The organism is Pseudomonas sp. NCCP-436, assembly GCF_019656335.1.
Taxonomy (GTDB): domain Bacteria; phylum Pseudomonadota; class Gammaproteobacteria; order Pseudomonadales; family Pseudomonadaceae; genus Aquipseudomonas.
On sequence record NZ_BPLZ01000004.1, the window covers coordinates 264,727 to 288,440 of the forward strand.

The 23,714-nt window shown below is 62.5% G+C and carries 21 protein-coding genes and 1 pseudogene; 15 read left to right on the forward strand and 7 right to left on the reverse strand.

The features are described 5' to 3' along the window. Positions 1-15 precede the first annotated feature (15 nt). Both pdxY and NCCP436_RS07020 read right to left on the reverse strand, forming a co-directional pair. Positions 16-891: a pyridoxal kinase PdxY gene (gene pdxY, locus NCCP436_RS07015; protein WP_220803263.1), complete on the reverse strand. Its 876-nt coding sequence runs from the start codon at positions 889-891 to the stop codon at positions 16-18. Positions 892-963: 72 nt separating this feature from the next. Beyond that, positions 964-2,181 carry a GGDEF domain-containing protein gene (locus tag NCCP436_RS07020; protein ID WP_220803264.1) on the reverse strand — a complete coding sequence of 406 codons (1,218 nt, stop codon included), beginning with the start codon at positions 2,179-2,181 and terminating at the stop codon, positions 964-966. A gap of 449 nt (positions 2,182-2,630) precedes the next feature. Between NCCP436_RS07020 and tauA (NCCP436_RS07025) the strand changes: the two genes are divergently transcribed. From tauA (NCCP436_RS07025) to NCCP436_RS07075, 11 genes are all read left to right on the forward strand, one after another. Next, positions 2,631-3,605: a taurine ABC transporter substrate-binding protein gene (gene tauA / locus NCCP436_RS07025; RefSeq protein ID WP_220803265.1), complete on the forward strand. Its 975-nt coding sequence runs from the start codon at positions 2,631-2,633 to the stop codon at positions 3,603-3,605. A 51-nt stretch (positions 3,606-3,656) separates the two neighbouring features. After that, on the forward strand, positions 3,657-4,628 hold the full coding sequence (gene tauA / locus NCCP436_RS07030) for a taurine ABC transporter substrate-binding protein (protein WP_220803266.1): 972 nt from the start codon (positions 3,657-3,659) through the stop codon (positions 4,626-4,628). Positions 4,629-4,658: 30 nt separating this feature from the next. Further along, the gene (tauB, locus tag NCCP436_RS07035) at positions 4,659-5,441 is read left to right on the forward strand and encodes a taurine ABC transporter ATP-binding subunit (RefSeq protein ID WP_220803267.1); all 783 of its coding nucleotides are present in this window, start codon (positions 4,659-4,661) and stop codon (positions 5,439-5,441) included. Continuing rightward, positions 5,438-6,271, forward strand: a complete 834-nt coding sequence (tauC, locus tag NCCP436_RS07040) for a taurine ABC transporter permease TauC (protein WP_220803268.1) — start codon at positions 5,438-5,440, stop codon at positions 6,269-6,271. Before tauB ends, tauC begins: the two co-directional genes overlap by 4 nt. A gap of 49 nt (positions 6,272-6,320) precedes the next feature. Beyond that, positions 6,321-7,154, forward strand: coding sequence for a taurine dioxygenase (gene tauD, locus NCCP436_RS07045; protein WP_220803269.1), 834 nt, complete (start codon positions 6,321-6,323; stop codon positions 7,152-7,154). Positions 7,155-7,479: 325 nt separating this feature from the next. After that, the gene (locus NCCP436_RS07050) at positions 7,480-8,718 is read left to right on the forward strand and encodes an SfnB family sulfur acquisition oxidoreductase (RefSeq protein WP_220803270.1); all 1,239 of its coding nucleotides are present in this window, start codon (positions 7,480-7,482) and stop codon (positions 8,716-8,718) included. Next, a complete protein-coding gene (locus NCCP436_RS07055) occupies positions 8,718-10,100 on the forward strand; it encodes an LLM class flavin-dependent oxidoreductase (protein ID WP_220803271.1) in 1,383 nt (460 codons plus the stop codon). Before NCCP436_RS07050 ends, NCCP436_RS07055 begins: the two co-directional genes overlap by 1 nt. Next, positions 10,093-10,899: a MetQ/NlpA family ABC transporter substrate-binding protein gene (locus NCCP436_RS07060; protein ID WP_220803272.1), complete on the forward strand. Its 807-nt coding sequence runs from the start codon at positions 10,093-10,095 to the stop codon at positions 10,897-10,899. The genes NCCP436_RS07055 and NCCP436_RS07060 overlap by 8 nt, the downstream gene beginning before the upstream one ends. A 1-nt stretch (position 10,900) precedes the next feature. Next, entirely contained in the window at positions 10,901-11,971 is a 1,071-nt protein-coding gene (locus NCCP436_RS07065) for a methionine ABC transporter ATP-binding protein (RefSeq protein WP_220803273.1), read from the forward strand. After that, positions 11,955-12,605: a methionine ABC transporter permease gene (locus NCCP436_RS07070; protein ID WP_220803274.1), complete on the forward strand. Its 651-nt coding sequence runs from the start codon at positions 11,955-11,957 to the stop codon at positions 12,603-12,605. Before NCCP436_RS07065 ends, NCCP436_RS07070 begins: the two co-directional genes overlap by 17 nt. Before the next feature lie 244 nt (positions 12,606-12,849). Then, entirely contained in the window at positions 12,850-14,757 is a 1,908-nt protein-coding gene (locus NCCP436_RS07075; RefSeq protein WP_220803275.1) for a patatin-like phospholipase family protein, read from the forward strand. Positions 14,758-14,775: 18 nt separating this feature from the next. Here NCCP436_RS07075 and NCCP436_RS07080 read toward each other — a convergent pair whose 3' ends face one another. From NCCP436_RS07080 to NCCP436_RS07090, 3 genes and pseudogenes are all read right to left on the reverse strand, one after another. Beyond that, the gene (locus NCCP436_RS07080; protein ID WP_220803276.1) at positions 14,776-15,822 is read right to left on the reverse strand and encodes an ABC transporter substrate-binding protein; all 1,047 of its coding nucleotides are present in this window, start codon (positions 15,820-15,822) and stop codon (positions 14,776-14,778) included. A 56-nt stretch (positions 15,823-15,878) separates the two neighbouring features. After that, a pseudogene (locus NCCP436_RS07085) lies at positions 15,879-16,769 on the reverse strand (TauD/TfdA dioxygenase family protein). Positions 16,770-17,079: 310 nt separating this feature from the next. Continuing rightward, a complete protein-coding gene (locus tag NCCP436_RS07090) occupies positions 17,080-17,577 on the reverse strand; it encodes a hypothetical protein (RefSeq protein WP_220803277.1) in 498 nt (165 codons plus the stop codon). A gap of 128 nt (positions 17,578-17,705) precedes the next feature. Here NCCP436_RS07090 and NCCP436_RS07095 point away from each other — a divergent pair, with 128 nt between their 5' ends. From NCCP436_RS07095 to NCCP436_RS07105, 3 genes are all read left to right on the forward strand, one after another. Further along, positions 17,706-18,605: an AraC family transcriptional regulator gene (locus NCCP436_RS07095; RefSeq protein ID WP_220803278.1), complete on the forward strand. Its 900-nt coding sequence runs from the start codon at positions 17,706-17,708 to the stop codon at positions 18,603-18,605. Positions 18,606-18,781: 176 nt separating this feature from the next. After that, complete coding sequence (locus NCCP436_RS07100; protein WP_220803279.1) at positions 18,782-19,615, forward strand: oxidoreductase; 834 nt, start codon at positions 18,782-18,784, stop codon at positions 19,613-19,615. A 26-nt stretch (positions 19,616-19,641) separates the two neighbouring features. Next, positions 19,642-20,583, forward strand: coding sequence for an AraC family transcriptional regulator (locus NCCP436_RS07105; RefSeq protein ID WP_220803280.1), 942 nt, complete (start codon positions 19,642-19,644; stop codon positions 20,581-20,583). Between the two features lie 133 nt (positions 20,584-20,716). Here NCCP436_RS07105 and NCCP436_RS07110 read toward each other — a convergent pair whose 3' ends face one another. Beyond that, complete coding sequence (locus NCCP436_RS07110; protein WP_220803281.1) at positions 20,717-21,586, reverse strand: LysR family transcriptional regulator; 870 nt, start codon at positions 21,584-21,586, stop codon at positions 20,717-20,719. Positions 21,587-21,668: 82 nt separating this feature from the next. On the opposite strand from NCCP436_RS07110, the gene NCCP436_RS07115 reads away from it, so the two are divergent. Continuing rightward, positions 21,669-22,586, forward strand: a complete 918-nt coding sequence (locus tag NCCP436_RS07115; RefSeq protein WP_220803282.1) for a DMT family transporter — start codon at positions 21,669-21,671, stop codon at positions 22,584-22,586. 43 nt (positions 22,587-22,629) lie between these two features. On the opposite strand, the gene NCCP436_RS07120 is transcribed toward NCCP436_RS07115, so the two are convergent. Next, on the reverse strand, positions 22,630-23,559 hold the full coding sequence (locus tag NCCP436_RS07120) for a LysR family transcriptional regulator (protein ID WP_220803283.1): 930 nt from the start codon (positions 23,557-23,559) through the stop codon (positions 22,630-22,632). Positions 23,560-23,714: the final 155 nt, after the last annotated feature.

Below are 23,714 nucleotides of genomic sequence, written 5' to 3' on the forward strand. Positions count from 1 at the left end.
GCTCTGCCGCGTTGCCTAAAATGGCAACGCCTGCACCACAAAGCGTCGAACCGGGGCGACAATTTCCTCCTGGGCCACGACCAGCGGCAGGTCACGGGCGCCGGCACTGGTACGGGCAACCAGTGCATAGAGAGTCGCAGTAGCCAGTTCCAGCGACTCCGGCAAGCTCAACCCCAGCAGCAGACGGGCCAGCAGCACAGCCGAGAATACATCGCCCATGCCGTTGGGCAGCGGGTGCAAGGTCAGTCGTGGGGTATTGACCAGCCAGGCTCCTTCGCCATTGACGGCCAGCGTGCCCAGCTCACCCTCGCCCATGTCCGCCGTGGACAGGCTGGTGACCACTACCACGTCCGACCCACGGCCACGCAGCTGCCGTGCGATTCTCACGGCGTCCTGCAGATCAGTCGGTTTACTGCCTGTCAGCAGCTCAAACTCGAACTGGTTGGGCGTGATGATGTTGGCGCAGGAAATCGCCTGGTCACGCAGGAAGTCCGGAATCGCCGCATTGACGAAAACCCCCCGCCCCACGTCGCCCATCACCGGATCACACAGATAGCGTACAGACGGATTGTGCTGGCGAATCTCGCCCACCGCCTCGAGAATTACCCGGCCACTCTCGGCATCACCAAGATAGCCCGACAGCACTGCCGCCAGGCGAGGCAACAGTCCTCGTTCCTTAAGCCCCAGCAACACCTCGCGCACGTGATCAGGCCCGAACACCTGGCCGCGGAACTGGCCGTAGCCGGTGTGGTTGGAAAACTGCACGGTATGGATCGGCAGTACCTCCAATCCCAGTCGCTGCAAAGGGAACACTGCGGCGGCATTGCCGACATGGCCCCAGGCCACATGGGACTGAATGGACAAAACGAGGGTGGGTAAGGTTGCGCTCATGGCGGTCTCTGCGGGCAGGGATCAAAGAGACGGGAATTATTCGCCAAGCAGCTTCAACGCACCACTGTCATGTCAAGCGGAACCGGTCTGTCTCCCACATTGCCCGGACACAGAGCCTTGCTCCTCGCGCACAGGCTCCGCCCACTCCACACGGTTGCGACCGGCGGCCTTGCCCCGATACAGCGCGCTATCGGCCTGTTGCAGGCAGTGATCAAGCGAATGCTCGCCATTCAGATCACCGGCCACTCCAATAGTGGCCGTGCAGCGAATCGGTTGTGCCAGCCCCGTTCCCGGCACATTGCTGTCCTCAATGCCCTGGCGAATGCGCTCGGCCAGTTGAAGTGCGCCATCCCGATCCGTATAGAGGGCAATCACGACGAACTCCTCGCCGCCCTGGCGGCAGATCAGATCCCCCTGGCGGGAAGTGCTGCGAAGAACCGAGGCAATGTGGCGCAGAACAAGATCGCCGATCTTGTGCCCATATACGTCGTTGATGCGCTTGAAATGATCAATATCGACGATCAAGAGATAAGCCGGCGTCGCCTGACGGGCCAGAAAGTGTTGCGCCAATCTGTCCATGAGTCCACGTCGATTGAGCAGGCGGGTCAACGGATCATGCGCCGCCAGCGCATGCAGACGATCGGTCAGACGACGCAGAACCAGCCAGACGGCGCTGGGCGGCAGTACCGTGGCCAGGAACGACATGTACAGATAGAAGACCTTCTGGAAGTTGCTCCCCAGATCCAGAGCAGCCAGTCCCTGATCGAGAATCATCGCGAACTTCACTGCGTTAAGCACGCAAATGCCGGCAATCAGCAGAGAAAAAAACCACATTTCGATGCGCAGATCGCGGGCGAAACTGCGGCCGCCATGAAAAGCAATCAGTGCCATGCCGGAGAACAATAGCGCACAAGCGGCCGACAGCATGGCATGCCGCGCCTCGACACCGATCAGCCACTGCACGAGCAGCTGTGCCAAGCTGTAACCAACGGCTACGGTCAGCAATGGCCGAAGCACCGCAACAGGTCTGTCGAAAAATCGCATGGCTCCAAGCAGATAGGCCACGGGAGCACAGAGCGTCAGGGTGTGATTGACAATACTGCTCAGCTCCTCATGCCGAGTGCCACCGAACAGTTGCAGCAGGTAGGCCAGCCCCAGCATCAGGTTACCGGCGGCGAACACCTCCATCCCCATCTTCTTGCCGTTCAGTCGTGTACTGATGAGAAAGAACATCAGACAGAAGCAGAACAGGTGGACACAGAGCATGCCAATAACGACGGTGGTGACCATAAGTTCGCGCCGGTAAGGAACAGATGCCAACCCGTCAGGTTCACGGCATGGCTGATAGAAGCTGCTGATCGTAGGCTGATCGGGTTACGGAAGGCAATCTGACATCAATCGAAAACCAGTTGTCTTATATGCCGGCATTCGCCGATGCCATGCTCCATCAGCATACAAATATTGATAGCAGCATACACGCACTAGCCCTGCCCCGGAGCAAAAGACCAGCTCTATAGTCAATCCCGTACAGCATGCTTCTTCGCCAAAAGAGCAGCCTTCCGAAAGCTGCCGCCACACTTATAAATATAAAAATATTCTAAAAAAATATTTATCTATTTCTTTTTAGCAATATTAGCATTGCTTCACCGGACCGCCGGACCCTTCTTCAAACAGCACTTACCTGTCCTGCGGCTAGGCATCCTCGTCAGAAGGGCCAGCCTGCTTTCGAGGAGCAACACATGACCCCCTTTCCTTTCGTGCGCCAACTACTGGCCGCGCTGACCCTGTCGAGTCTGACCCTGGCTGCCCAGGCCGCCGACTTTACCGTGGCCTACCAGACCATGGCCGATCCCGCCAAGGTGGCCCAGGCTGACGGTGTCTACGAACAGGCTACCGGCGTGAAGATCAACTGGCGCAAGTTCGATAACGGCGCTGACGTGATCACTGCTGTCGCCTCCGGTGACGTGCAAATCGGCAACCTTGGCTCCAGTCCGCTGACAGCCGGTGCTTCGCGCAAGCTGCCGATCGAAACCTTCATCATCGGAGCACAAATCGGCGCCGGCGAAGCGCTGGTGGTACGTGAAGGCATCGATTCGCCGGAAGATCTGATCGGCAAGAAGATCGCCGTGCCATTCGTTTCCACCGGCCACTACAGCCTGCTGGCGGCGCTCAAGCACTGGCAGATCGACCCGGCCAAGGTACAAATCCTCAACCTGGCGCCGCCGGCCATCATCGCTGCGTGGAAACGCGGCGACATCGACGCCACCTACGTTTGGGATCCGGCACTGGGCGTGGCCAAGGAAAACGGCAAGGTGCTGATCACCTCCGGCGAGCTGGGCAAGTTGGGTGCGCCGACTTTTGATGCCTGGATCGTGCGCAAGGACTTCGCCGAGAAACATCCGGAAGTGGTCCAGGCCTTCGCCCAGACGACTCTCGCCGCCTATGCCGACTACCGCCGCGACCCGCAGGCCTGGGTGGCCAATGCCGACAACATCGCCAAGGTAGCCAGCCTGACCGGCGCCAAAGCCGAAGACATCCCCGCGCTGCTGGAAGGCAATGTGTTCCCTCTGGCCGAGGAACAAAAGCAACTGCTCGGCCCGGCGACCGTCAAGGCTGTGCATGACACCGCCGTATTCCTCAAGGAGCAGGGCAAGGTCGACCAGGTTCTGCCGGACTACACCCCCTACGTCAGCAATCGCTTCATCAGTAACTGACCAAGACCTTTGCGGGCGGCAATTGATGCCGCCCTTTTCGGAGCTGATTCAATGCCTCGTATCCATCGACTGTTCGCAGCCGTGACCACTGCCCTGTTCGCCTCGTTCGGACAGGCTGCCGACCTGACCATCGCCTATCAGACCGGCATCGATCCGACCAAGGTTGCCCAGGCCGATGGAGCCTATGAGCAAGCCATTGGCCAGAAGATCGACTGGCGTCGCTTCAACAGTGGCGCCGAGATCGTCACCGCCCTAGCCTCCGGCGATGTGCAGATCGGTAACCTCGGCTCCAGCCCGCTGGCTGCCGCAGCCAGTCGTGGTCTGCCCATCGTCACCTTTGTCGTCGCAGCACAGATCAACGCCGCCGAAGCCCTGGTCGTACGCAACGGCAGCGGCATCGAGAAACCCGCCGACCTGGTCGGCAAGACAATCGCCACACCATTTGTTTCCACCTCGCACTACAGCCTGCTCGGTGCCCTCAAGCACTGGCAGATCGACCCGAACAAGGTGCGCATCGTCAACCTCAATCCGACTGAAATCAACGCGGCCTGGCAACGCGGCAACATCGACGGAGCGTTCGTCTGGTCACCAGCGCTGGGCGTGATCAAGAAAACCGGCAAGGTGCTCACCGACGCCGCCGAAGTCGGTACCTGGGGCGCACCGACCTTCGAGGTCTGGGTTGCCCGCAAGGACTTCGCCGAGAAGCACCCTGAAGTGCTGGAGCAGTTTGCCAGGGTCACGCTCGACAGCTTCGCCCGCTATGCGACGGAAAAAGATCAGTGGACGGCCGACTCCGAACCAGTACGCAAGATCGCCACACTGACCGGCTCAAACCCTGCAGATGTACCGGAACTGCTGGCCGGCTCGGCCTTTCCGGATCACCAGCAGCAACTGGCACTGCTCGGCGAACGCACCGCCCGTGATATCGCCGCCACAGCCGTATTCCTCAAGGAGCAAGGCAAGGCTGACCGAGTGCTTGAGGACTATTCGCCCTATGTCAGCAGCCAGTACATCAAACCCTGAACCCGCGCCTGCATTGAAGAGAAACTGAACATGGCCCTACTCGAACTGGAGCACGTCAGCGCACAGTATCCGGGCGCCGCCAACACGGTATTGAGCGACCTGTCACTCAACCTCGGCCCAGACCAATTGCTGGTCGCTCTCGGCCCCTCCGGCAGCGGCAAGACCACTCTGCTCAATCTCATTGCCGGCTTCATCACGCCCAGCGCCGGGCGCATCAGCCTCGATGGTCGCACCATCGAAGGCCCCGGGGCAGAACGCGGCGTGGTGTTCCAGGATGATGCTCTGCTGCCCTGGCAGAACGTACTGGAGAACGTCGCCTTCGGTCTGCAACTGGCCGGGGTAGCACGTGCCGAGCGAGAATCCAAAGCTCGCGAACTGCTGACACTGGTCGACCTTAGTGGATTCGAGAAGCGACGCATCTGGGAGCTTTCCGGCGGCCAGAAACAGCGTGTCGGCCTGGCCCGCGCTCTGGCGGCCGATCCTCGCGTGCTGCTGATGGACGAACCCTTCGGCGCACTCGACGCCTTTACCCGTGAGCAGATGCAGGAACTGTTGCTGCAGGTACAGGGGCGTACACGCAAGCCGGTGTTCCTGATCACCCACGACATCGAGGAGGCGGTGTTTCTCGCCACCGATCTGGTGCTGCTGGCGCCGCACCCGGGCCGGATAGTCGAGCGTCTGCAACTGGACTTCGGCCGCCGCTACAACGCCGGCGAGAGTGCCCGCGCCATCAAGTCCGATGCCGATTTCATTGCCACCCGCGAGCACGTGCTCGCCCGGGTATTCGCAGAACGCCAGGAGAGACGCGCATGAGCAGTTTCGAATACCTCTACGACAAAACCGACACCCCCCTAGAACCCGAACGCCCCACCCGCGAACTCAGCCTGCTGACTATCAGCAGTCTGAGCGTTGGCGCCCTGCTCTGGCTGTGGTGGGCGGTCACCGCCAGCGGCCTGATCGAGCCATTGTTTCTGCCCAGCCCGCAGGCTGTGTTACTGCGCGGCTGGCAACTGCTCGGTGAAGGCTATATGAACGCCAGCCTGTGGCAGCACCTGGGTGCCAGCCTTGGACGTATCAGCCTCGGCCTGCTGGGCGCGGTGGCCACTGCCATCCCGTTGGGTATCGCCATCGGTCGCAACCGCATCATGCGCGGCATCTTCGACCCGCTGATCGAGTTTTACCGGCCGATTCCACCGCTGGCCTACCTGCCGCTGATCGTCATCTGGTGCGGCATCGGCGAACTGTCCAAGGTGCTGCTGATCTATCTGGCCATCTTCGCCCCCATCGCCATCGCTACCGCCACGGGTGTACGCAATGTGGATCCGGCCAAGCTGCGCGCCGCACAGTCGCTTGGTGCAACGCCCTGGCAACTGATCCGCCACGTGGTACTGCCGGGCGCTCTGCCGGAAATCCTCACCGGGGTACGCATCGGCCTCGGTGTCGGCTGGTCCACACTGGTCGCCGCAGAACTGATCGCCGCCACCGAAGGCCTGGGCTTCATGGTGCAATCCGCCGCCCAGTTTCTGGTCACCGACGTGGTGATCCTCGGCATCCTGATCATCGCCCTGATCGCAGTCACGCTGGAGCTGGGCCTGCGCGCCCTGCAACGCAAACTGGTGCCCTGGCACGGCCAGGCCCACTGATTTTTAGCAGAGGGTGGCGGACGGTCTGCCCGCCACCAAGGAGTCCTGTATGTCACTGACCATCACCCCGATAAGCCCGGCATTAGGCGCCATTATCGAGGGTATCGACCTGCGTCAGCCGCTGTCCGACGCCAACCAGCAGCACATCGAACGAGCGCTGCTCAAGCACCAGGTACTGTTCTTCCGCAACCAGTCCATCGAGCCGTCACAGCAGGCCGCCTTCGCTGCGCGTTTTGGCGACCTGCATATCCACCCGCTCTACCCCAATGTGCCGGAGCAGCCCGAAGTCCTCGTGCTCGATACCGCCGTGACCGATGTGCGCGACAACGCTATCTGGCATACCGACGTCACCTTCCTGGAGACACCGGCCATGGGCGCGGTACTGGCCGCCAAGCAACTGCCGACCTATGGCGGCGACACCCTCTGGGCCAGCAGCAGCGCGGCCTTCGATGCATTGTCAGAACCGCTTAAGCGCCTGCTCGACGGCCTGACCGCAACCCATGACTTCACCCGTTCGTTTCCGCTGGAACGCTTCGGCAATACACCGGAAGCTCTGGCGCACTATCACGAGGTACAACGCACCCACCCGCCGGTGGTGCACCCGGTAATACGCACCCACCCGGTCACCGGGCGTAAGGGGCTGTTCGTCAACGACGGCTTCACCAACCGGATCAATGAACTGGAACCTGCGGAAAGCGACGCCCTGCTGCGCTTTCTCTTTGCTCACAGCACACGTCCGGAATTCAGCATCCGCTGGCGCTGGCAGGAAAATGACGTGGCCTTCTGGGACAATCGCATCACCCAGCATTACGCCGTCGATGACTACCGCCCGGCACGCCGCGTGATGCACCGCGCCACGGTGCTGGGCGACAGGCCGCGCTAAGCAAGTTCGCCCTCCTCCCCCTGCAATGGCCCGGTCATGGCCGGCTCCATGACCGGGTGCAACTCTCCACAAGCTAACTCGAACGCGCAGGCAGCCTTGGCCCCAACGGGCCTGATGCGGCCTGCTGTTTCTTATGCCCGGTTACGCGTCCTTGTGACGGATGCGAAACAACTTCCGGACACATATATATTCTAAATTAGTATTTAAAGTTGAATTTTAAATCTCATAGGTTATAAAAACCGGTCCACCGGAGCCTCGATTATCCCGCCGCTCCGTTGCACCTCATCCCGGTGCCGTTGCTGGCGTATCCGCAGATGAGGTTTGTATGAGCAGCCAAACATTCCCTGAGGCCAGTGATCAGGACATCGTCCCGCCTCTTCATCCTGCCGCCGTGCTTGCCACCGATGCCGAGGCCTTGCAGGCCGCCCGGGCACTGGCTGAGACTGCACAAACCGAAGTGATTCGACGCGACCGCGAACGGCGCCTGCCCTGGGAACTGGTGGAACGCTTCACCGCCAGCGGCCTCGGCAGCATCGCCGTGCCGCGCGAATTCGGTGGCCCGCAGTTGTCCTTCGTCACCATCGCCGAAGTGTTCCGCATCATTTCCGCCGCGGACCCGGCCCTGGGCCAGATCCCGCAGAACCATTTCGGCCTGCTCGGCCTGCTTCGAACCGCAGCCTCGCCAGCTCAGCAGCAGCGCCTGTTCACCAGCGTGCTGGCCGGCTGGCGCATCGGCAATGGCGGCCCTGAGCGTGGCAGCAAGCACACGCTGGACATCCAGGCACGCCTGGTACGCCGCGATGGCCGCTGGCTGCTCAGCGGAGAGAAGTTCTACTCCACCGGTGCCATCTTCGCTCACTGGATCGCGACCAAGGCGCTGGATCAGGACGGCCGCCCCTGGCTGGCATTTATCCAGCGCGGCCGGCCAGGCCTGCGCATCCTCAACGACTGGTCCGGCTTCGGTCAGCGCACCACCGCCAGCGGCAGCGTGCTGTTCAACGAGGTGGAAGTCGACGAGGACAATCTGATCCCGCTCTGGCCGCTGGCCGAGCGCCCGGGCATCCAGGGCGCCTTCTCTCAACTGATCCAGGCCGCCATCGATCTGGGCATTGCCGATGGCGCGCTGCACGATGCTATTGCCTTCATACGTGATAAAGCGCGGCCCTGGATCGATGCCAAGGTCGAACACGCTGGCGACGATCCCTACGTGATTGCCGACATTGGCCGTCTACAGATCGAACTGCACGCCGCCGAAGCGCTGCTGCAGCATGCCGGCCGGGTGCTCGATGAAGTCTCCGCAGCTCCCGTCGACGCCGATGCGGCTGCCCGTGCTTCCATCGCCGTGGCCGAGGCCAAGACGCTGACCACCGAAATCAGTCTGGCCGCCAGCGAAAAGCTGCTGGAGCTGTCCGGCAGCCGCGCGACGCTCGCCGAGTTCGGCCTCGATCGCCACTGGCGCAACGCCCGCACCCACACCCTGCACGACCCGGTGCGCTGGAAGTACCACGCCATCGGCGACTACTACCTCAACGACCGACTGCCGCCGCGCCGAGGGACCATCTGATGGCCAAGCAAGTGCTGCTCAACGCCTTCAACATGAACTGCGTCGGCCATATCAATCATGGCCTGTGGACTCATCCGCGCGATCGCTCGGTGGACTTCAACCGCCTGGACTACTGGACGGATCTGGCCCGCCTGCTGGAACGCGGCCTGTTCGACGGGCTGTTCCTCGCCGACATCCTCGGTGTCTACGACATCTACCAGGGCAACCTCGACCTGACCCTGCGCGAGAGCATCCAGTTGCCGGTCAACGACCCGCTGCTGCTGGTCCCGGCCATGGCCGGCGTCACCTCGCACCTGGGCTTCGGTGTCACCGCCAACTTGAGCTACGAGGCGCCCTACACCTTCGCCCGGCGCATGAGCACCCTGGATCACCTCACCAATGGCCGGGTCGGCTGGAACATCGTCACCGGCTACCTGGACAGCGCCGCCCGTGCCATGGGCCGGCCGCAGCAGGTGGAGCACGACCGCCGCTACGACCAGGCCGACGAGTACCTGGAGGTGCTCTACAAGCTCTGGGAAGGCAGCTGGGAGGACGACGCGGTGCTCGCCGACCGCGACCGGCGCATCTATGCCCAGCCGCACAAGGTACATCCGGTGCGCCACCACGGGGAGTTCTACCAGGTCGAGGGCTACCATCTCAGTCAGCCTTCGCCGCAGCGCACGCCACTGCTGTTCCAGGCCGGCTCCTCGGCACGCGGCCTGCAGTTCGCCGGCAACCACGCCGAGTGCGTGTTCATCGGCGGGCAGAACAAGGAGGCGGTGCGCGCCCAGATCGACAAGGTACGTGCCGCGGCCGTGGCCGCCGGCCGTCCGGCGGAGGCCATCAAGGTGTTCATGGGCATCAGCGTGATCGTCGCGCCCAGCGAGGCCGAGGCCCGCGACAAGCTGGCCGAGTACCAGCGCCATGCCAGTCCCGAGGCCGGCATCGCGCACTTCTCCGCCTCCACCGGCATCGACCTGGCCGCCTTCGGCCTGGACGAGCCCATCGTCGAGCGCAAGACCAACGCCATCGAGTCGGTGGTCAAGAGCTTCAGCGGCTGGACCAAGCGCCGCCTGCTGCAGCAGCACGCCCTCGGCGGGCGCTATCCGCAGGCGGCCGGCTCACCGTCACAGGTGGCCGACCAGCTGCTGGCGTGGATCGACGAGACCGGCCTGGACGGTTTCAACCTGACCCGCACGGTCACCCCGGAAAGCTACGCCGACTTCATCGACCTGGTGGTGCCCGAGCTGCAGCAACGCGGCCGCTACAAGACCGCCTACACCGAAGGCAGCCTGCGTCAAAAGCTGTTCGGTCAGGGATCGCGCCTGACCGCTCCCCACCCTGCCGCCAACTGGCGGCAACTCACTCAACACCTCCAAGAAAAGGAATCTCGCCATGCGTAACACACTTCGCAGCTTCAGCTTGCGTGCTGTCGCCCTCGGTCTGCTGCTGTCATGCTCTCTGCTGCATGCTGCCGAACCACTCAAGCTCGGCACCACCGCCGCCTTCGTCCCACCGCTGGAAGTGGCGGTGGAGGAAGCCCGGGCCCAGGGTCTGGAAGTGAAACTGGTGGAGTTCACCGACTGGATCGCGCCCAATGTCAGCCTGGCCAACGGCGACATCGACCTGAACTACTTCCAGCACATCCCCTTCCTGGAAAACGCCAAGCAGGAAGGCGGCTACGACCTGGTGCCGGTGGCCCGCGGAGTGATCAACAACGTCGGCCTCTACTCGAAGAAGCACAAGGACTTCACCAGCCTGCCCGAAGGCGCCAGCGTGGCCATCGCCAACGACCCGATCAACGGCGGCCGCGCCCTGCAGCTGCTGGAGAAGGCCGGACTGATCCAGCTCAAGCCGGGCGTCGGCTACAAGGCCGCCCAGCAGGACATCACCGCCAACCCCAGAAAGCTGAAGATCATCGAGCTGGAAGCGGTACAACTGGTACGCGCGCTGGACGAAGTCGACCTGGCCCTGGGCTATCCGCACTACATCCGCCTGGCCGGCACCCACGACGCCGAATCCGCGCTGCTGTTCGACGGCCTCGACTACCCGGGGTACATCATCCAGTTCGTCGCCCAGCCGCAGAAGGCCAAGGACCCGCGCATCCTCAAGTTCATCGAGATCTACCAGAGCTCGCCGAAGGTCCGCGCGGCCCTCGACAAGTCCAACGGCAAGCTCTATCAGGCTGGCTGGGAGAGCTGAGATGAGCGGTTTCCAGGCCCACCTGCCGCAGACCACCGGCGAGGCGCAGCTGCGCTTCGCCGGTGTCAGCAAGACCTACAGCAACGGCGTGCGTGCCCTGCGCGACATCGACCTGGCCATCGAGCGCGGCGAGATCTTCGGCATCATCGGCCGCAGCGGCGCCGGCAAGTCGTCGCTGCTGCGCACCATCAACCGCCTGGAGCAGCCCACCAACGGCAAGGTGCTGATCGACGGCGTCGATATCGGCGCCTACGACTACGACCAGCTGGTGACGCTGCGCCGGCGCATCGGCATGATCTTCCAGCACTTCAACCTGCTTTCGGCCAAGACCGTGCGGCAGAACGTCGAACTGCCGCTGAAGGTGGCCGGCGTGCCGCGCCAGCAGCGCCGGCGCAAGGCCGAGGAGCTGCTGCAGCTGGTCGGCCTGGCGGACAAGCACGACGCCTACCCGGCGCAGCTCTCCGGCGGGCAGAAGCAGCGCGTCGGCATCGCCCGCGCGCTGGTACACGACCCGGACATCCTGCTGTGCGACGAGGCCACCAGCGCGCTGGATCCGGAAACCACCCAGTCGATCCTCGCCCTGCTGCGCGAGATCAACCGGCGACTGAACCTGACCATCGTGCTGATCACCCACGAGATGGCGGTGATCCGCGAAATCTGCGACCGCGTGGTGGTGCTGGAACAGGGCGAGATCGTCGAGCATGGCCAGGTCTGGCGGGTATTCGGCGCCCCCGCCCACGAGGTCACCCGCACCCTGCTGGCGCCGCTACAACACCAGCTGCCGGACGACCTCAAGACGCGCCTGCGCAGCCAGCGCCAGAGCCCGCATGACCACCCGGTGCTGCGCCTGCACTACGCCGGTCACGGCGCGCCGGACCTGCAGAACCTGGGCAGTGCCCTGGGCGGGCGGATCACCCTGCTCGACGGCGACATCGAACGCATCCAGGGGCGCCCGCTCGGCCGCCTGCTGCTGGAAGTGGCGGACAGCCCGCTGGATCCCGAACAACTGCTGGACAACGCCCGCCGCCTGGCGGATCACGTGGAGGTGATCGGTTATGCCGCTGCTGCTTGAACGTCTCTGGCAAGGGCTGCTCGACACCCTGCTGATGGTCGGCGTGTCGTCGCTGCTGGCGCTGCTGGCCGGCATCCCGCTGGCCATCTTCCTGGTCACCAGCGGCCCCGGCGGGCTGTTCGAGTCGCCGCGACTCAACCGCCTGATCGGCGCGGTGGTCAACCTGTTCCGCTCGATCCCCTTCCTGATCCTGATGGTCGCGCTGATCCCCTTCACCCGCCTGGTGGTCGGCACCACCTACGGTGTCTGGGCGGCGGTGGTGCCGCTGACCATCGCCGCCACGCCGTTCTTCGCCCGTATCGCCGAAGTCAGCCTGCGCGAGGTCGACCACGGCCTGATCGAGGCGGCCCAGGCCATGGGCTGCCGACGCCGGCACATCGTCTGGCACGTGCTGCTGCCCGAGGCCCTGCCGGGCATCGTCGGCGGCTTCACCATCACCCTGGTGACCATGATCAACTCCTCGGCCATGGCCGGGGCCATCGGCGCCGGCGGCCTCGGCGACCTGGCCTACCGCTACGGCTACCAGCGCTTCGACACCCAGGTGATGCTCACCGTCATCGTGGTGCTGGTTGTGATGGTCAGCCTGATCCAGCTCAGTGGAGACAGGTTGGCGCAGAGGTTGAACAAGCGCTGACGTGAAAATGGGATAGAACCCCAATTTGCCATAGAGAACAAGATCGTCCAGCGCTTCCACTACCACGCCACCATCCGTAGTGCCTGGGGCAACTACTTCTAAACGCTGACTCCCTCAAGTCGATCGATGCCCCGGTGCCCATGCGGTTTCGGCGCCAGCGCTCGCTCGCAATACTGGCATATAGCCGCCAAAGCCGAGTTATCATGCCGGCGTCCGCGTTCGGCATGACGACAAGGAGCAGTAGATGAACGATTCGCGCCAAGCGGTGTTCGCCAGGGAATGCGACCTGATCATGAAGGGCGGTATCACCAGCGGCATCGTCTATCCGCTGGCCATTACCGAGATCGCCAGGGCATTTCGCCTGCGCAGCATCGGCGGCACCAGTGCCGGTGCCATCGCCGCCGCGGCAGCAGCCGCCGCCGAACTCGGTCGCCAGCGCTTCCAGAGCGGGCAATTGAGCAGCGACCCGGACGGCTTCGCCGAAATCGAGCGTTTGCCCGAACATCTCTGTACCCCAGCAGCGGAGGGACATGGCACCAAACTGCTGGCCTTGTTCAAACCCGTTCCCGCACTGCGAACACTGTTCGACACCTTCATCGCCGCCCTCGAAGCCAAGGGCAAGGGGCCGCGCGCGCAACTGCTGGCGCCCCTCAAGGTGATGCTGACGCGACACAAGTTCGCTGCGCTGATCGGCGCACTGGTGGCGGGTGGGCCTTTGTGGGCCAGCGCCATCGCCGGCGGCAGCCTGCTGGTGTGGTTCTGGGTGTTGTCATTTGCGGCGCTTGGCGGCGTTTTTGCCGCAGCCTTGCGTGTGCTGCTGCCGGCCCTGCGGCAACTGCCGCAGAATGGCTTCGGCCTGTGCAGCGGTTTGTCCGACGCCGATGACAAGGCGCCGGATGAAGCCCTGACCAATTGGCTGACCCACTACTTCGATCGTCTCAGCGGGCAGCAGGCGTTCTGTGCGCTGCATCCGGAGGCCATCGAATGCGAGCGGCCGCTGACCTTCGGCGATCTGCGCGCGCACGGCATCGATCTGCAGGTGATGACCACCTGCCTGAGCATGGCGCGGCCGTTTCGCCTGCCATTTCGCGATGACGATCAGGTACGTGAGAACAACCAGTTCCATTTTCGCGAGGAAGAGTTTGCCCGCCTGTTCCCGCGCCGCGTAGTGGCCTGGATGCGCGCACGCCAGCGCCCCGGTTGCGATGAACGTAATGACGGCTACCTGCGTTTGCCCTTGCCCGACGATCTGCCGGTGATCGTCGCGGTGCGCATGAGCCTGAGTTTTCCGCTGCTGCTCAGCGCCGTGCCGCTGCACGCCGTGGATTACCGCAGGAACGAGAGGAAACTGGAGCGCTGCTGGTTCACCGATGGCGGCATCAGCTCCAACTTTCCCATTCACTTCTTCGATGCCGCCCTGCCCCGGCGCCCCACCTTTGGCCTGGACCTGGGACCGACCGACGGCGCGGATGAGCAGCGCGTGCGCTTCCCGCGCAACAACGGCGATGCGCGGCTCGCCTACTGGCGGCGTTTTCCGCAAAACGGCCTGCCGGCGCTGCGTGGTTTTCTGGCCCAGCTCAGCAACGTGGCCAAGGACTGGAACCACGAAACCCTGTCGCTGATGCCAGGCTTTCGCGACCGCATCGGCCTGATTCAGCTGACCCGCGAGGAAGGCGGCCTCAACCTGACCATGCCGCCCGAGCGCATCGCTCGCCTGACCCGTTATGGACGCGAAGCCGGCCAGCAGTTCGTGCTGCGCTTTGGTGATCCGGCTTGCTGGCAGCCCGGCGCCAAAGCCTCGCCGATGAACTGGGAGAACCATCAGATCATCCGCCTGCGCCTGCAGTTGGCCAGTGTTGCCGAACAACTGCAAAGCCTGGAGCGCGCCTGCCGCGAACTGCACGGTACCGCGCACGACTACCAGCGCTTCTTCACCCCGGAGGCCAAGCGCTACAGCTACCCCTTACGGGGACTCAACGACCTGGCGCAGGACCCGGACAGCGGCCTGTACCGCACTCAGGCCGGGCTGGCCAGGGCCATGCTCGATCAGCTGAGGGCAATCGCCCAGATGATCGAGCAGCACCCCGACCACCACCCGGCCGGGAATGCGCCCAAGCCCACTCCCGAACTGAAGCTGCGGCCACGCATTTGAGGCTGGCCGCAGAGGCGATCAGCTACCCGGATTAGCCTGGGCCTCTTCGAAAAAATAATCCTTCCACGACGCGGCCTTGTTCTTCAACACGCCCAGCTCATGCAGCTTCTCGGCATAGATGAAGGTGCGCTGCGGCGATACGGTGAAGTCGTTTTCCGGGTCTTCGATGATCTTCTTCACGAACTCCAAGGGCAGCTTGGAGTTCTCCACGCGGATGTAGATCTCGGCAGCCGCGGCCTTGTCCGCCTTGATGATCTGTTCGGCCTCCACCAGGGCGTCATAGAAGGCCTTGTAGGTCTTCGGGTTTTCGTCGTGGAACTTCTCGGTCGCATAGAGCACGTTGAAGGTCGCCTGGCCGCCAAGAATGTCGTAGCTGCTGATCAGCTTGTGCACATTGGGATTCTCCAGCGCCTGATACTGGAACGGTGGGCTGGAGAAGTGCGCAGTGATTTCCGAACCGCCCTTGATCAGCGCTGCCGTGGCATCGGGGTGCGGCAGGCTGATGGAGATGGCGTCGAAGCGCTGGAAATCGTCCTTGCCATAGCGCTTGGCCGCCTCGATCTGCAGGGTGCGCGACTGGAATCCAACCCCGGCAGCCGGCACCGCTAGTCGATCCTTCTCGCTCAGATCGTCCAGCGACTTCACGTCGTCACGGTTGCTTAGCACGTAGCCGGGCAGCGAGCCCAGGGCCGATACCGCCTTGACGTTCTGCCGGCCGTAGCTGCGATCCCATACGGTGAGCATCGGCGGCACACCGGCCGAAACCACGTCGATGGCGCCGGACAGCAGCGCATCGTTCACCGCCGAGCCTCCGGAGAGCTGCTGCCAGTCGACCTTGATGTCCAGCCCCTCGGCCTTGCCGTGCTTCTCGATCAACTGCTGGTCACGCACCACGTTGAGCAGCAGGTAGACGATGCCGAACTGCTCGGCGATGCGAATCTGCCCCTCGGCGTGCGCCGCCTGAGGCACCGCCAGCGAGCCCGCCAGCAGGCCCAGGGAAAGACCGATGGCCCCGGGCAGCCGGCCAAAACGCGGAACGAAGGTAAAGCGTTTGCCTAGAGACATGGTGTGACTCCATTCGGACTAGAGCAGGAAAAGGGGCCTGAACGCGATGCGGCGGATCAGAACGGCACGTCGCCCTGAATCGTCGTGCGGTGCATGCGCCGGCGCAGGTGGCTCGGGCAACCGGTGGCCAGGTGGATCAGCGCGCGGTTGTCCCAGAACACCATGTCGTGCGGCCGCCACTGGTGACGGTAGATGAATTCGGGCCTGGCGCTGTGGGCAAACAGCTCGGCGAGAATCTGCCGGCTCTCGTCCTCGGGAATGTCGAGAATGTGGGTGGTGAAGTTCTCGTTGACGAACAGTCCCTTGCGTCCGGTTTCCGGATGGGCACGCACCACCGGATGGACTACGGCCTTGACCTCGGCCAGTTGCGCCTCGGTCAGCGTCGGGCGGCGAATGCCGGCGAACACCTCATCGGCGTAACGCGCCGTGTAGGAATGCGCGGCACGCTTGCCCTCGATGGCCTGGCGCAGCTCGGCCGGCAGGGTTTCATAAGCCAGCTGCTGACTGGCAAACAGGGTATCGCCGCCCTCTTCCGGCAGCTCCTGCGCCAGCAGCATGGAGCCGAGGCTGGGGAACTCCTTGTAGGACAGATCCGAGTGCCAGAACTTGCCGGCATCACCCAGACCGATGGGCTGACCGTTCTCGACGATGTTGGAGATGATGAAGATTTCCGGGTGATCGGCGAGCAGGAACTGCTTGAGCACGTGAATCTGCAACGGGCCGAAACGGCGACTGAAGGCGATCTGCTATTCAGGGGTGATGCGCTGGTCACGGAACACCAGCAATGCATGATCGAGATGGGCACGATGGACGCGGGCAAAGTCTTCATCGCTGAGCGGCCGGGTCAGATCCAGACCGATGATCTCGGCACCCACCGGGGCGTCGAACGGGCGAACTTCGAACGACTGCGCCGACGCCGAGGGGATGGAATGAGCTGCTGCCGACATAGAAAACTCCATGCAAGGGGCGCCAATCGGCGCATCACTTTGACCGGCCGGGATTCGGCCATGTATTCAGTGCGGCGCGCCGATTGGTCGGCAGGTACGCATGGAGCGAACTTTATAGATATAAGAAAACCAATTTAAATATTGTTTAGGAATATTCATATGACTTGTTTCGCCCCATGCCTTCGGCTGCCTGCTCGACACTGCCGAGCTCGCTGATCATTGTGCGTCGCATCAGCAATCTCCCGAAGCCGATGCATCCGACCCCGGGAAGAGTGAATACGAGGCAGAAACCGAGCCGGCAGCTGGACCGCTAGCTGACGACACGGCGCAGCTGCGCACCTTGTCTGCGCAGGTAAAGAACCTGAGTAATGATCCCGATGATCAGAGCAATCAGCAGACCGACTTGGGTACCGATCAGCAAGGGCGCGTGCAGGTCCGTGACGACCGGGTGTCCGTCCGGCACGCGACGCAGCACTTCGGAAGCGGTTGGCAGCATGAGCAGGAAGACGGTTGCGCTGAGCAGGATGGTTTCCAGATACATCCCTGCTCGCCTGAAAGCAAACACACGACCGACCCCGTAGCCGGCCAGCAGCAACACCAGAGTCAGCGCTGCAAAAGCGGCACTGACGGGCTGCCTGGCGATGATGAACACAGAGGCAGCACCGATCACCATCGATACCAGGTAGATCAGGCCCGGCGTGGAACGGGGAACGATGCGCCCGTGACGTGCAAGCATGTAGGCGGCTGCCGGAATAGCGGGCAGGCTACCCAGTGTGTGTACCCAGCCAAGGGCAGAAATTCCGAACATTTGGCAATTCCTCTGTTTGGATGATCGGCATAGATCACGACAGCCGGGGCGGGACTCGACTTTCCAGCTCAACCTGGCGGTGCTCTATGATTCCGGTCACACGTTAATCGACGCATGGCCGGCGCTACATGACCGATACGCTCAAATCCTTGATCAATCCTCCGGAACTACAGCTGGAAAGCATCGCGAGCGGGGATCTGCTCTCCCAGGTGCTCGCCCAGATACGACTGACAGGGGATCGTGTGTACTCGTGTGTGCTGAACGCTGGAGAGTGCCTCCAACTGGACAGCAACAGCGCACACGTTTGCCTGATGCAGTCCGGCCGGTTGCACATCCGCACAGGCGACGAGAGCGTACTCGCGATGGAGCCCGGCGATGTCGTCCTGTTGCCTCACAGCGCATCCACTTTGGAACTCCAGTCCGACGATGAACCCACGACGCTGGCCATATACCGCTTCTGGTTTGATGCAGGCAGCTTCAGGGCCATGCTGTTCGCGCTCCCTTCGCTGATTCATATCCGTCAGGTCGACGCCGCGCCATGGTCCGAAGGCTTGCTGCACTTCATGCTGCTGGAGGCCGACGACGTGCAGCCAGGTGGTGCATTGATGATCTCGCGACTGATCGACCTCACCGTCATCCGCATTCTGCGGACCTGGGTTCAACAGGGTGCTGCCTCGGGATGGCTGGGCGGTCTGGCCGACGCCCGTATAGCTCGCGTGCTCAGGGCCATTCATGAACAGCCCAGGCAGAACTGGCGCGTCGATGCACTGGCGGCAATGGCGGGCATGTCACGCTCCAGCTTCTGTGAGCGCTTCAGCGCGCTCGTCGGCCGCTCACCTTTGCGCTATCAGAACGAATGGCGGCTCACGCTGGCCAGAACCTTGTTGACCACCCAGGACCGCCGCATCAGCGACGTGGGATTCTCGGTCGGCTATGAATCCGAGGCGGCGTTCAGCCGCGCTTACAAGGCATTTTTCGGTCGATCTCCGCGACAGGATCGCAGCGCGCTGAGTGCCACTGAAGCATAGGGCGTAGCCTCACTTCCGTTTGGCCAGGCTTGTCTGCACCATTCCCGCCGACACCGCGCAGATCAGCCTGCCACGAGTTTGATAGGAACAGGCAATACTGGAATCCGATCCGGCATCGTTCCCTCATCCCCGTCGCCCTAGCATGACCGCTCACCATTTCCCCTGGGAGCGCCCACATGAATGCTCAGAAAACTCTCTTCATCACCGGCGTCAGCAGTGGCTTCGGCCAGGCCCTCGCGAGAGAAGCCCTCGCCCTGGGCTATCGCGTGATCGGCACGGTTCGCAGCGAATCGGCCCTCGCCGCCTTCGAGGCGCAATCCCCCGGGCGAACCCATGGCGTAATGCTGGACGTGACTGATTTCGACGCAATCGATGCGGTGATAGCCGTCGCAGAGGAGCGGCACGGTCCGGTGGATGTGCTGGTGAACAATGCAGGTTATGGCCACGAAGGGATTTGCGAAGAATCGCCGCTCGCCGAGATGCGTCGCCAGTTCGACGTCAACGTATTCGGTGCAGTGGCCGTAACCAAAGCCTTCCTCCCCTATTTCCGCCGTCGTCGCGCCGGGCACATTCTGAATATCACTTCCATGGGTGGCTACATCACCATGCCGGGAATCACCTATTACTGCGGCAGCAAATTCGCTCTGGAAGGCATCTCCGATACGCTGAGCAAGGAGCTTGCGCCCTTCAACATTTCTGTCACAGCGGTGGCGCCGGGATCATTTCGTACGGATTGGGCAGGCCGTTCGATGCAACGCACGCCGCGCAGCATCAGTGACTACGATGCAAGCTTCGACCCGGTGCGCAAAGCACGTGAGGAAAAGAGCGGCCATCAGTTGGGGGACCCGCAGAAAGCGGCACGCGCCATGCTGACCATAATCGCCAGCCCCAGCCCGCCGGCTCACCTGTTGCTGGGCAGCGATGCCCTGGCCCTGGTACGTGAAAATCTGCATCGCACGGCAGAGAGTATTGAGCAATGGGAAACGCTTAGCCGCTCTGCGGATGGCTGAGCATGAGCAGCGAGAGGTGTCAGCCGATGGTCAGATCCAGCGACCCGATTACCCAACGCATGGTGCGGCTGATGAGCCCGCTGGCGCCGCTGGAGGGTTACAACCTGAGCCAGCTGGACGACGTCCGCTTTCTGCGCTCCAACCGGCCACTGACGCGAACCCCGGCGCTGTACGAGCCGGGTATCGTCATCCTCTGCCAGGGACGCAAGCGCGGTTACATGGGCGACGAGACCTACGTCTACGACGCCCAACACTATCTGGTGGTGTCGGTGCCGGTTCCCTTCACCATGGAAACCGATGCCAGTGAGGCGGAACCCATGCTGGCGGTTTACATACGGCTGGATTTCACCCTGGCTGGCGAGCTGATTCAGCAACTGGACGAGCTGCGGGGTTTCCGCACAGCGCAACCGATGGGCATGTACGCCTCCCCCATGGATGAACCGCTGCGCCAGTCGACACTGCGCTTTCTGGAGATCATGTGCGACCGGACGGACGCACAGGTCATCGGCCCAGCGATGCTTCGAGAGCTCTACTACCGCATCCTTGCCGGTGAGCAAGGCGGCACCCTGCGCGCGGCAATCGCCCAGCAGGGGCCGTTCGGCAAGGTCACGCGCGCTCTGGACAAGATCCACAGCTGTTACCACGAGCGTCTGGATGTAGCCACCCTGGCCAGAGAAGCGCAGATGAGTGTGCCCAACGTTCATCGACACTTTCGCAAGGTGACCGACTCATCACCGATTCAGTATCTGAAATCGACGCGCCTGCATCAGGCGCGATTGCTGATGTTGCGTAACGAACTTACGGCAGCCAAGTCGGCATTCCTGGTCGGCTATGAAAGCGCCTCTCAATTCAGCCGCGATTTCAAACGCTTTTTCGGTCGCACACCCTCAGCGGAAGTGGCGTGGATGAAACGAACCTATGCGCTGCCGGCCCCAGCAACCCCGTCGCCTTACGTGTCATCGCACTGAGCTTCCATCCAATCTGCGGCGCTCAAAGCTTGAGATGTGGCACGCAGAGGTAGAAACGTGCGTTCAAGAAACGAAAGAATGGATGGGACGGTCGTCGCCAGAGCGTCTGCTATCTGGACCCCACAAAAAAGGATCACCCCCTGCCGGATGATCTGAGCGTCCTGATAAGAAGCTCTCTGAGGCTGTTCACCGCTTTGGAATTGTGCGACGCCCGGCTCCGGTAGACACCAACTTCCACCGGTTCCAGAGGCCCGAGACCATGTTCAAGGCCCAGTATCTGCAAATGATCCGGAACGCTGCAGCGGGTCAGTACTGCGATAGCCAATCCGCTTTCGACTGCAGCGAACTGCCCGGCCAGGCTGGAGCTGTTGTAAACCACCTTGTAGCGACGCCCTTGCAGGGCGATTGAATTGAGTGCATTGCGACGTGCCAGACTGGCGGCTTCATAAACCGCAATCGGCAACGGGTCTCGGCGCCAGAGTTCAAATTGCGCGGAGCCCACCCATACCAGAGGTTCATGAAAGAGAAAGGTGCCTCGCCGGGCGTGATCACGGGAAACCAGAGCGAGATCCAGGTCCCCGCTTTCCACCCGGGGAATCAGTGCGGTCGACTGTTCACAGTTCAGCTCGATCTCCACACCGCCATGACGTGGCGAGAAACGCTTGAGCACCGGCGTGAGGTATCTGGCGGCATAGTCGTCGGGCACACCAAGGCGTATGCGACCGGTGAGCGCCTCGCCATGGAAAGCGGCCTTGGCCTCTCCGTGCAAGTCCAGCATGCGCCGGGCGTACCCCAGAAGCTTCTGCCCATCCACAGTCAGCTGAAGGTGCCGAGGGCCTCGTATCAGCAGCTGCCGGCCGACGGCCGCCTCCAGTTTCTTGATCTGCATGCTTACCGCCGACTGGGAGCGGTACACTTCCTCGGCCGCGCTTGACAACGACCCCGTGTCGACAGCCGCGACGAAACACTTGAGCCAGTCGATCTGCAGGTCACGATCAGCCATAGCCGCACTGTTTCGATAATCGAATAGATGCGTGCAATATTATTCGCTTCTCGTAATTTGTGCCCGGTTTCATGCTGGGGGCATGAAAACATCCGACCAGGCCGTCGCCAACGGCTACTCCACCGCTCAAGGCAGCCTCGAAAAGGGAGGAACCCAGGCGTTTCTTCTGGGTAGCCTGATCCTCGGCACCGTTGGTGTCTTCGTGCACGAGGCCAATGCCGACCCGCTGACCGCAACGTGGTTTCGCTGCGTTTTCGGCCTGCTCGGCCTCACGCTCTGGGCTGCCTGGCGTGGGCAACTGGGCGATCTGCGGCGTTACCGTGCCCCCGGCTTTGCAGTACTTGCGGCCGGCGTGCTGATGGTGACGGCGTGGGGGTTGTTCTTCGCGGCTATCGAGTACGTGTCCGCCGGCATCGCCACGGTACTGTTCCACGTCCAGCCGCTGTGGGTGCTGCTAGGTGCCTTCTTCCTGAAAGAGTCCATCGCCAGGCGACGCATCGCGGCGGTGCTGATCGCCATGCTTGGCCTGGTACTGGCCACCGGGGTGCTCGAACATCTTTCGCTGTTCGGCGCCAGCCAGCCTGCCCAGGCCACATACTGGCTGGGCGTAGCCTTCTGCCTGATCGGTGCACTCTGCACTGCCTGCGTCACCCTAGTCGCCCGGCAGGTGCGGCATATGCCTGCCGGCATCCTTGCCTGGTGGCAGTGTGCAGTTGGCGCAATAGCCTTGTTCGCCTGGCCAGCCCTCAATGGCTGGCCGGAAATGGGCATGTCCTGGGTATGGCTTTCGGGGCTCGGTCTGATTCACACCGGGCTCGCCTATGGTCTGATCTATGCCGGCATGGCACGCCTGAACACGGATCGGATCGCGGTGTACCAGTTTTTCTATCCGGCAGTCGCCATCATCATCGACTGGCTGTTCTACGGGCAAAGCTTGGGGGGCCTGCAATTGACCGGTATCGCGATAATGCTGGTCGCGATCTGCTATGCCGAACGCTAGCCGGCTCCTGTAATTGCAAGCCGGGGCCTAGTGCCCTGTCATTTCAGGACATTCCGGAAGGTGAAAGCTTCCACTGTGGTTCCATCTCTGCCACACGCTGCGCAATCCAGTCGCTGAAAGCGCGTACGGTTGGTGAGAGGTGGCGGTTCTTGGGGTAGATGATCGACAGCGGCACTGTCGGCGCCGTGAGATCTGGCAGAACCTGGCGCAGTTGACCGCTGCGCAGGTAAGGGATCACCAGGTAACTTGCTGCGCGTATCAGCCCAAGCCCTTCCAGCCCGCAGGCGAGATAGCTGTCGGTATCGTTGACGGTTATCCGCTCCTGGATAGGGGCTGCCGCTTCCTCGCCTTCGATCACAAAACTCCAGTGCGCCCGACGGCCGCTGCGGTTGGACAGGAAGCCCACGGCATGATGATGGCGAAGGTCATCCAGCGACTGCGGCTCACCGTGCATCTCCAGGTATGCAGGCGAGGCGCAGGTGACCCAGTCGAAGCCTGCTATGCGCCTGGCCACGAGTGTCGTCGAGTCTTGAGGTACGCCAGCCCGAATCACGCAGTCGACCCCCTCTTGCACCAGGTCTATGGTCCGATCCCCTAGAGACAGCGTTATCTCCACGTCAGGATAGGCAGCCAGGAAGTCCCGTATCGCCGGCACGACGATCAGGCGCGCGAAGGAAGATGTCATGTCCACGCGCAGCTTGCCGCGGGGCCGCCCGGCCCGGGCGAACGAAGACTCGAGCTGCTCGATTTCGGCCAACAGTTTCCGGCAGTGGTCATAGTAGAGGCTGCCATCCGGAGTGAGGCTGATGTGACGGGTGGTTCGCTGCAACAGGCGGACGCCGAGGAAGGCTTCAAGCTCCTTGATGATGCGGGTCACGGTAGACGGTGGCATCTCCAGACTTTCGGCCGCCCTGCTGAAGCTGTGTACTTCAACCACGCGACAGTACACATGCATAGCCTGCAGTCGATCCATTTCTCTTGATCCTCATTGCATATGGAGGTCGGAACCTGCGATGCCCGCCCCTCGCCCCACCTAATCGACACCCCAATATCCATCGCCGCATTATTCCAGAACCAAGCAGAAAAATATTTCAACCCACCTGATAGAACGCATTTAAACGGCGTCAT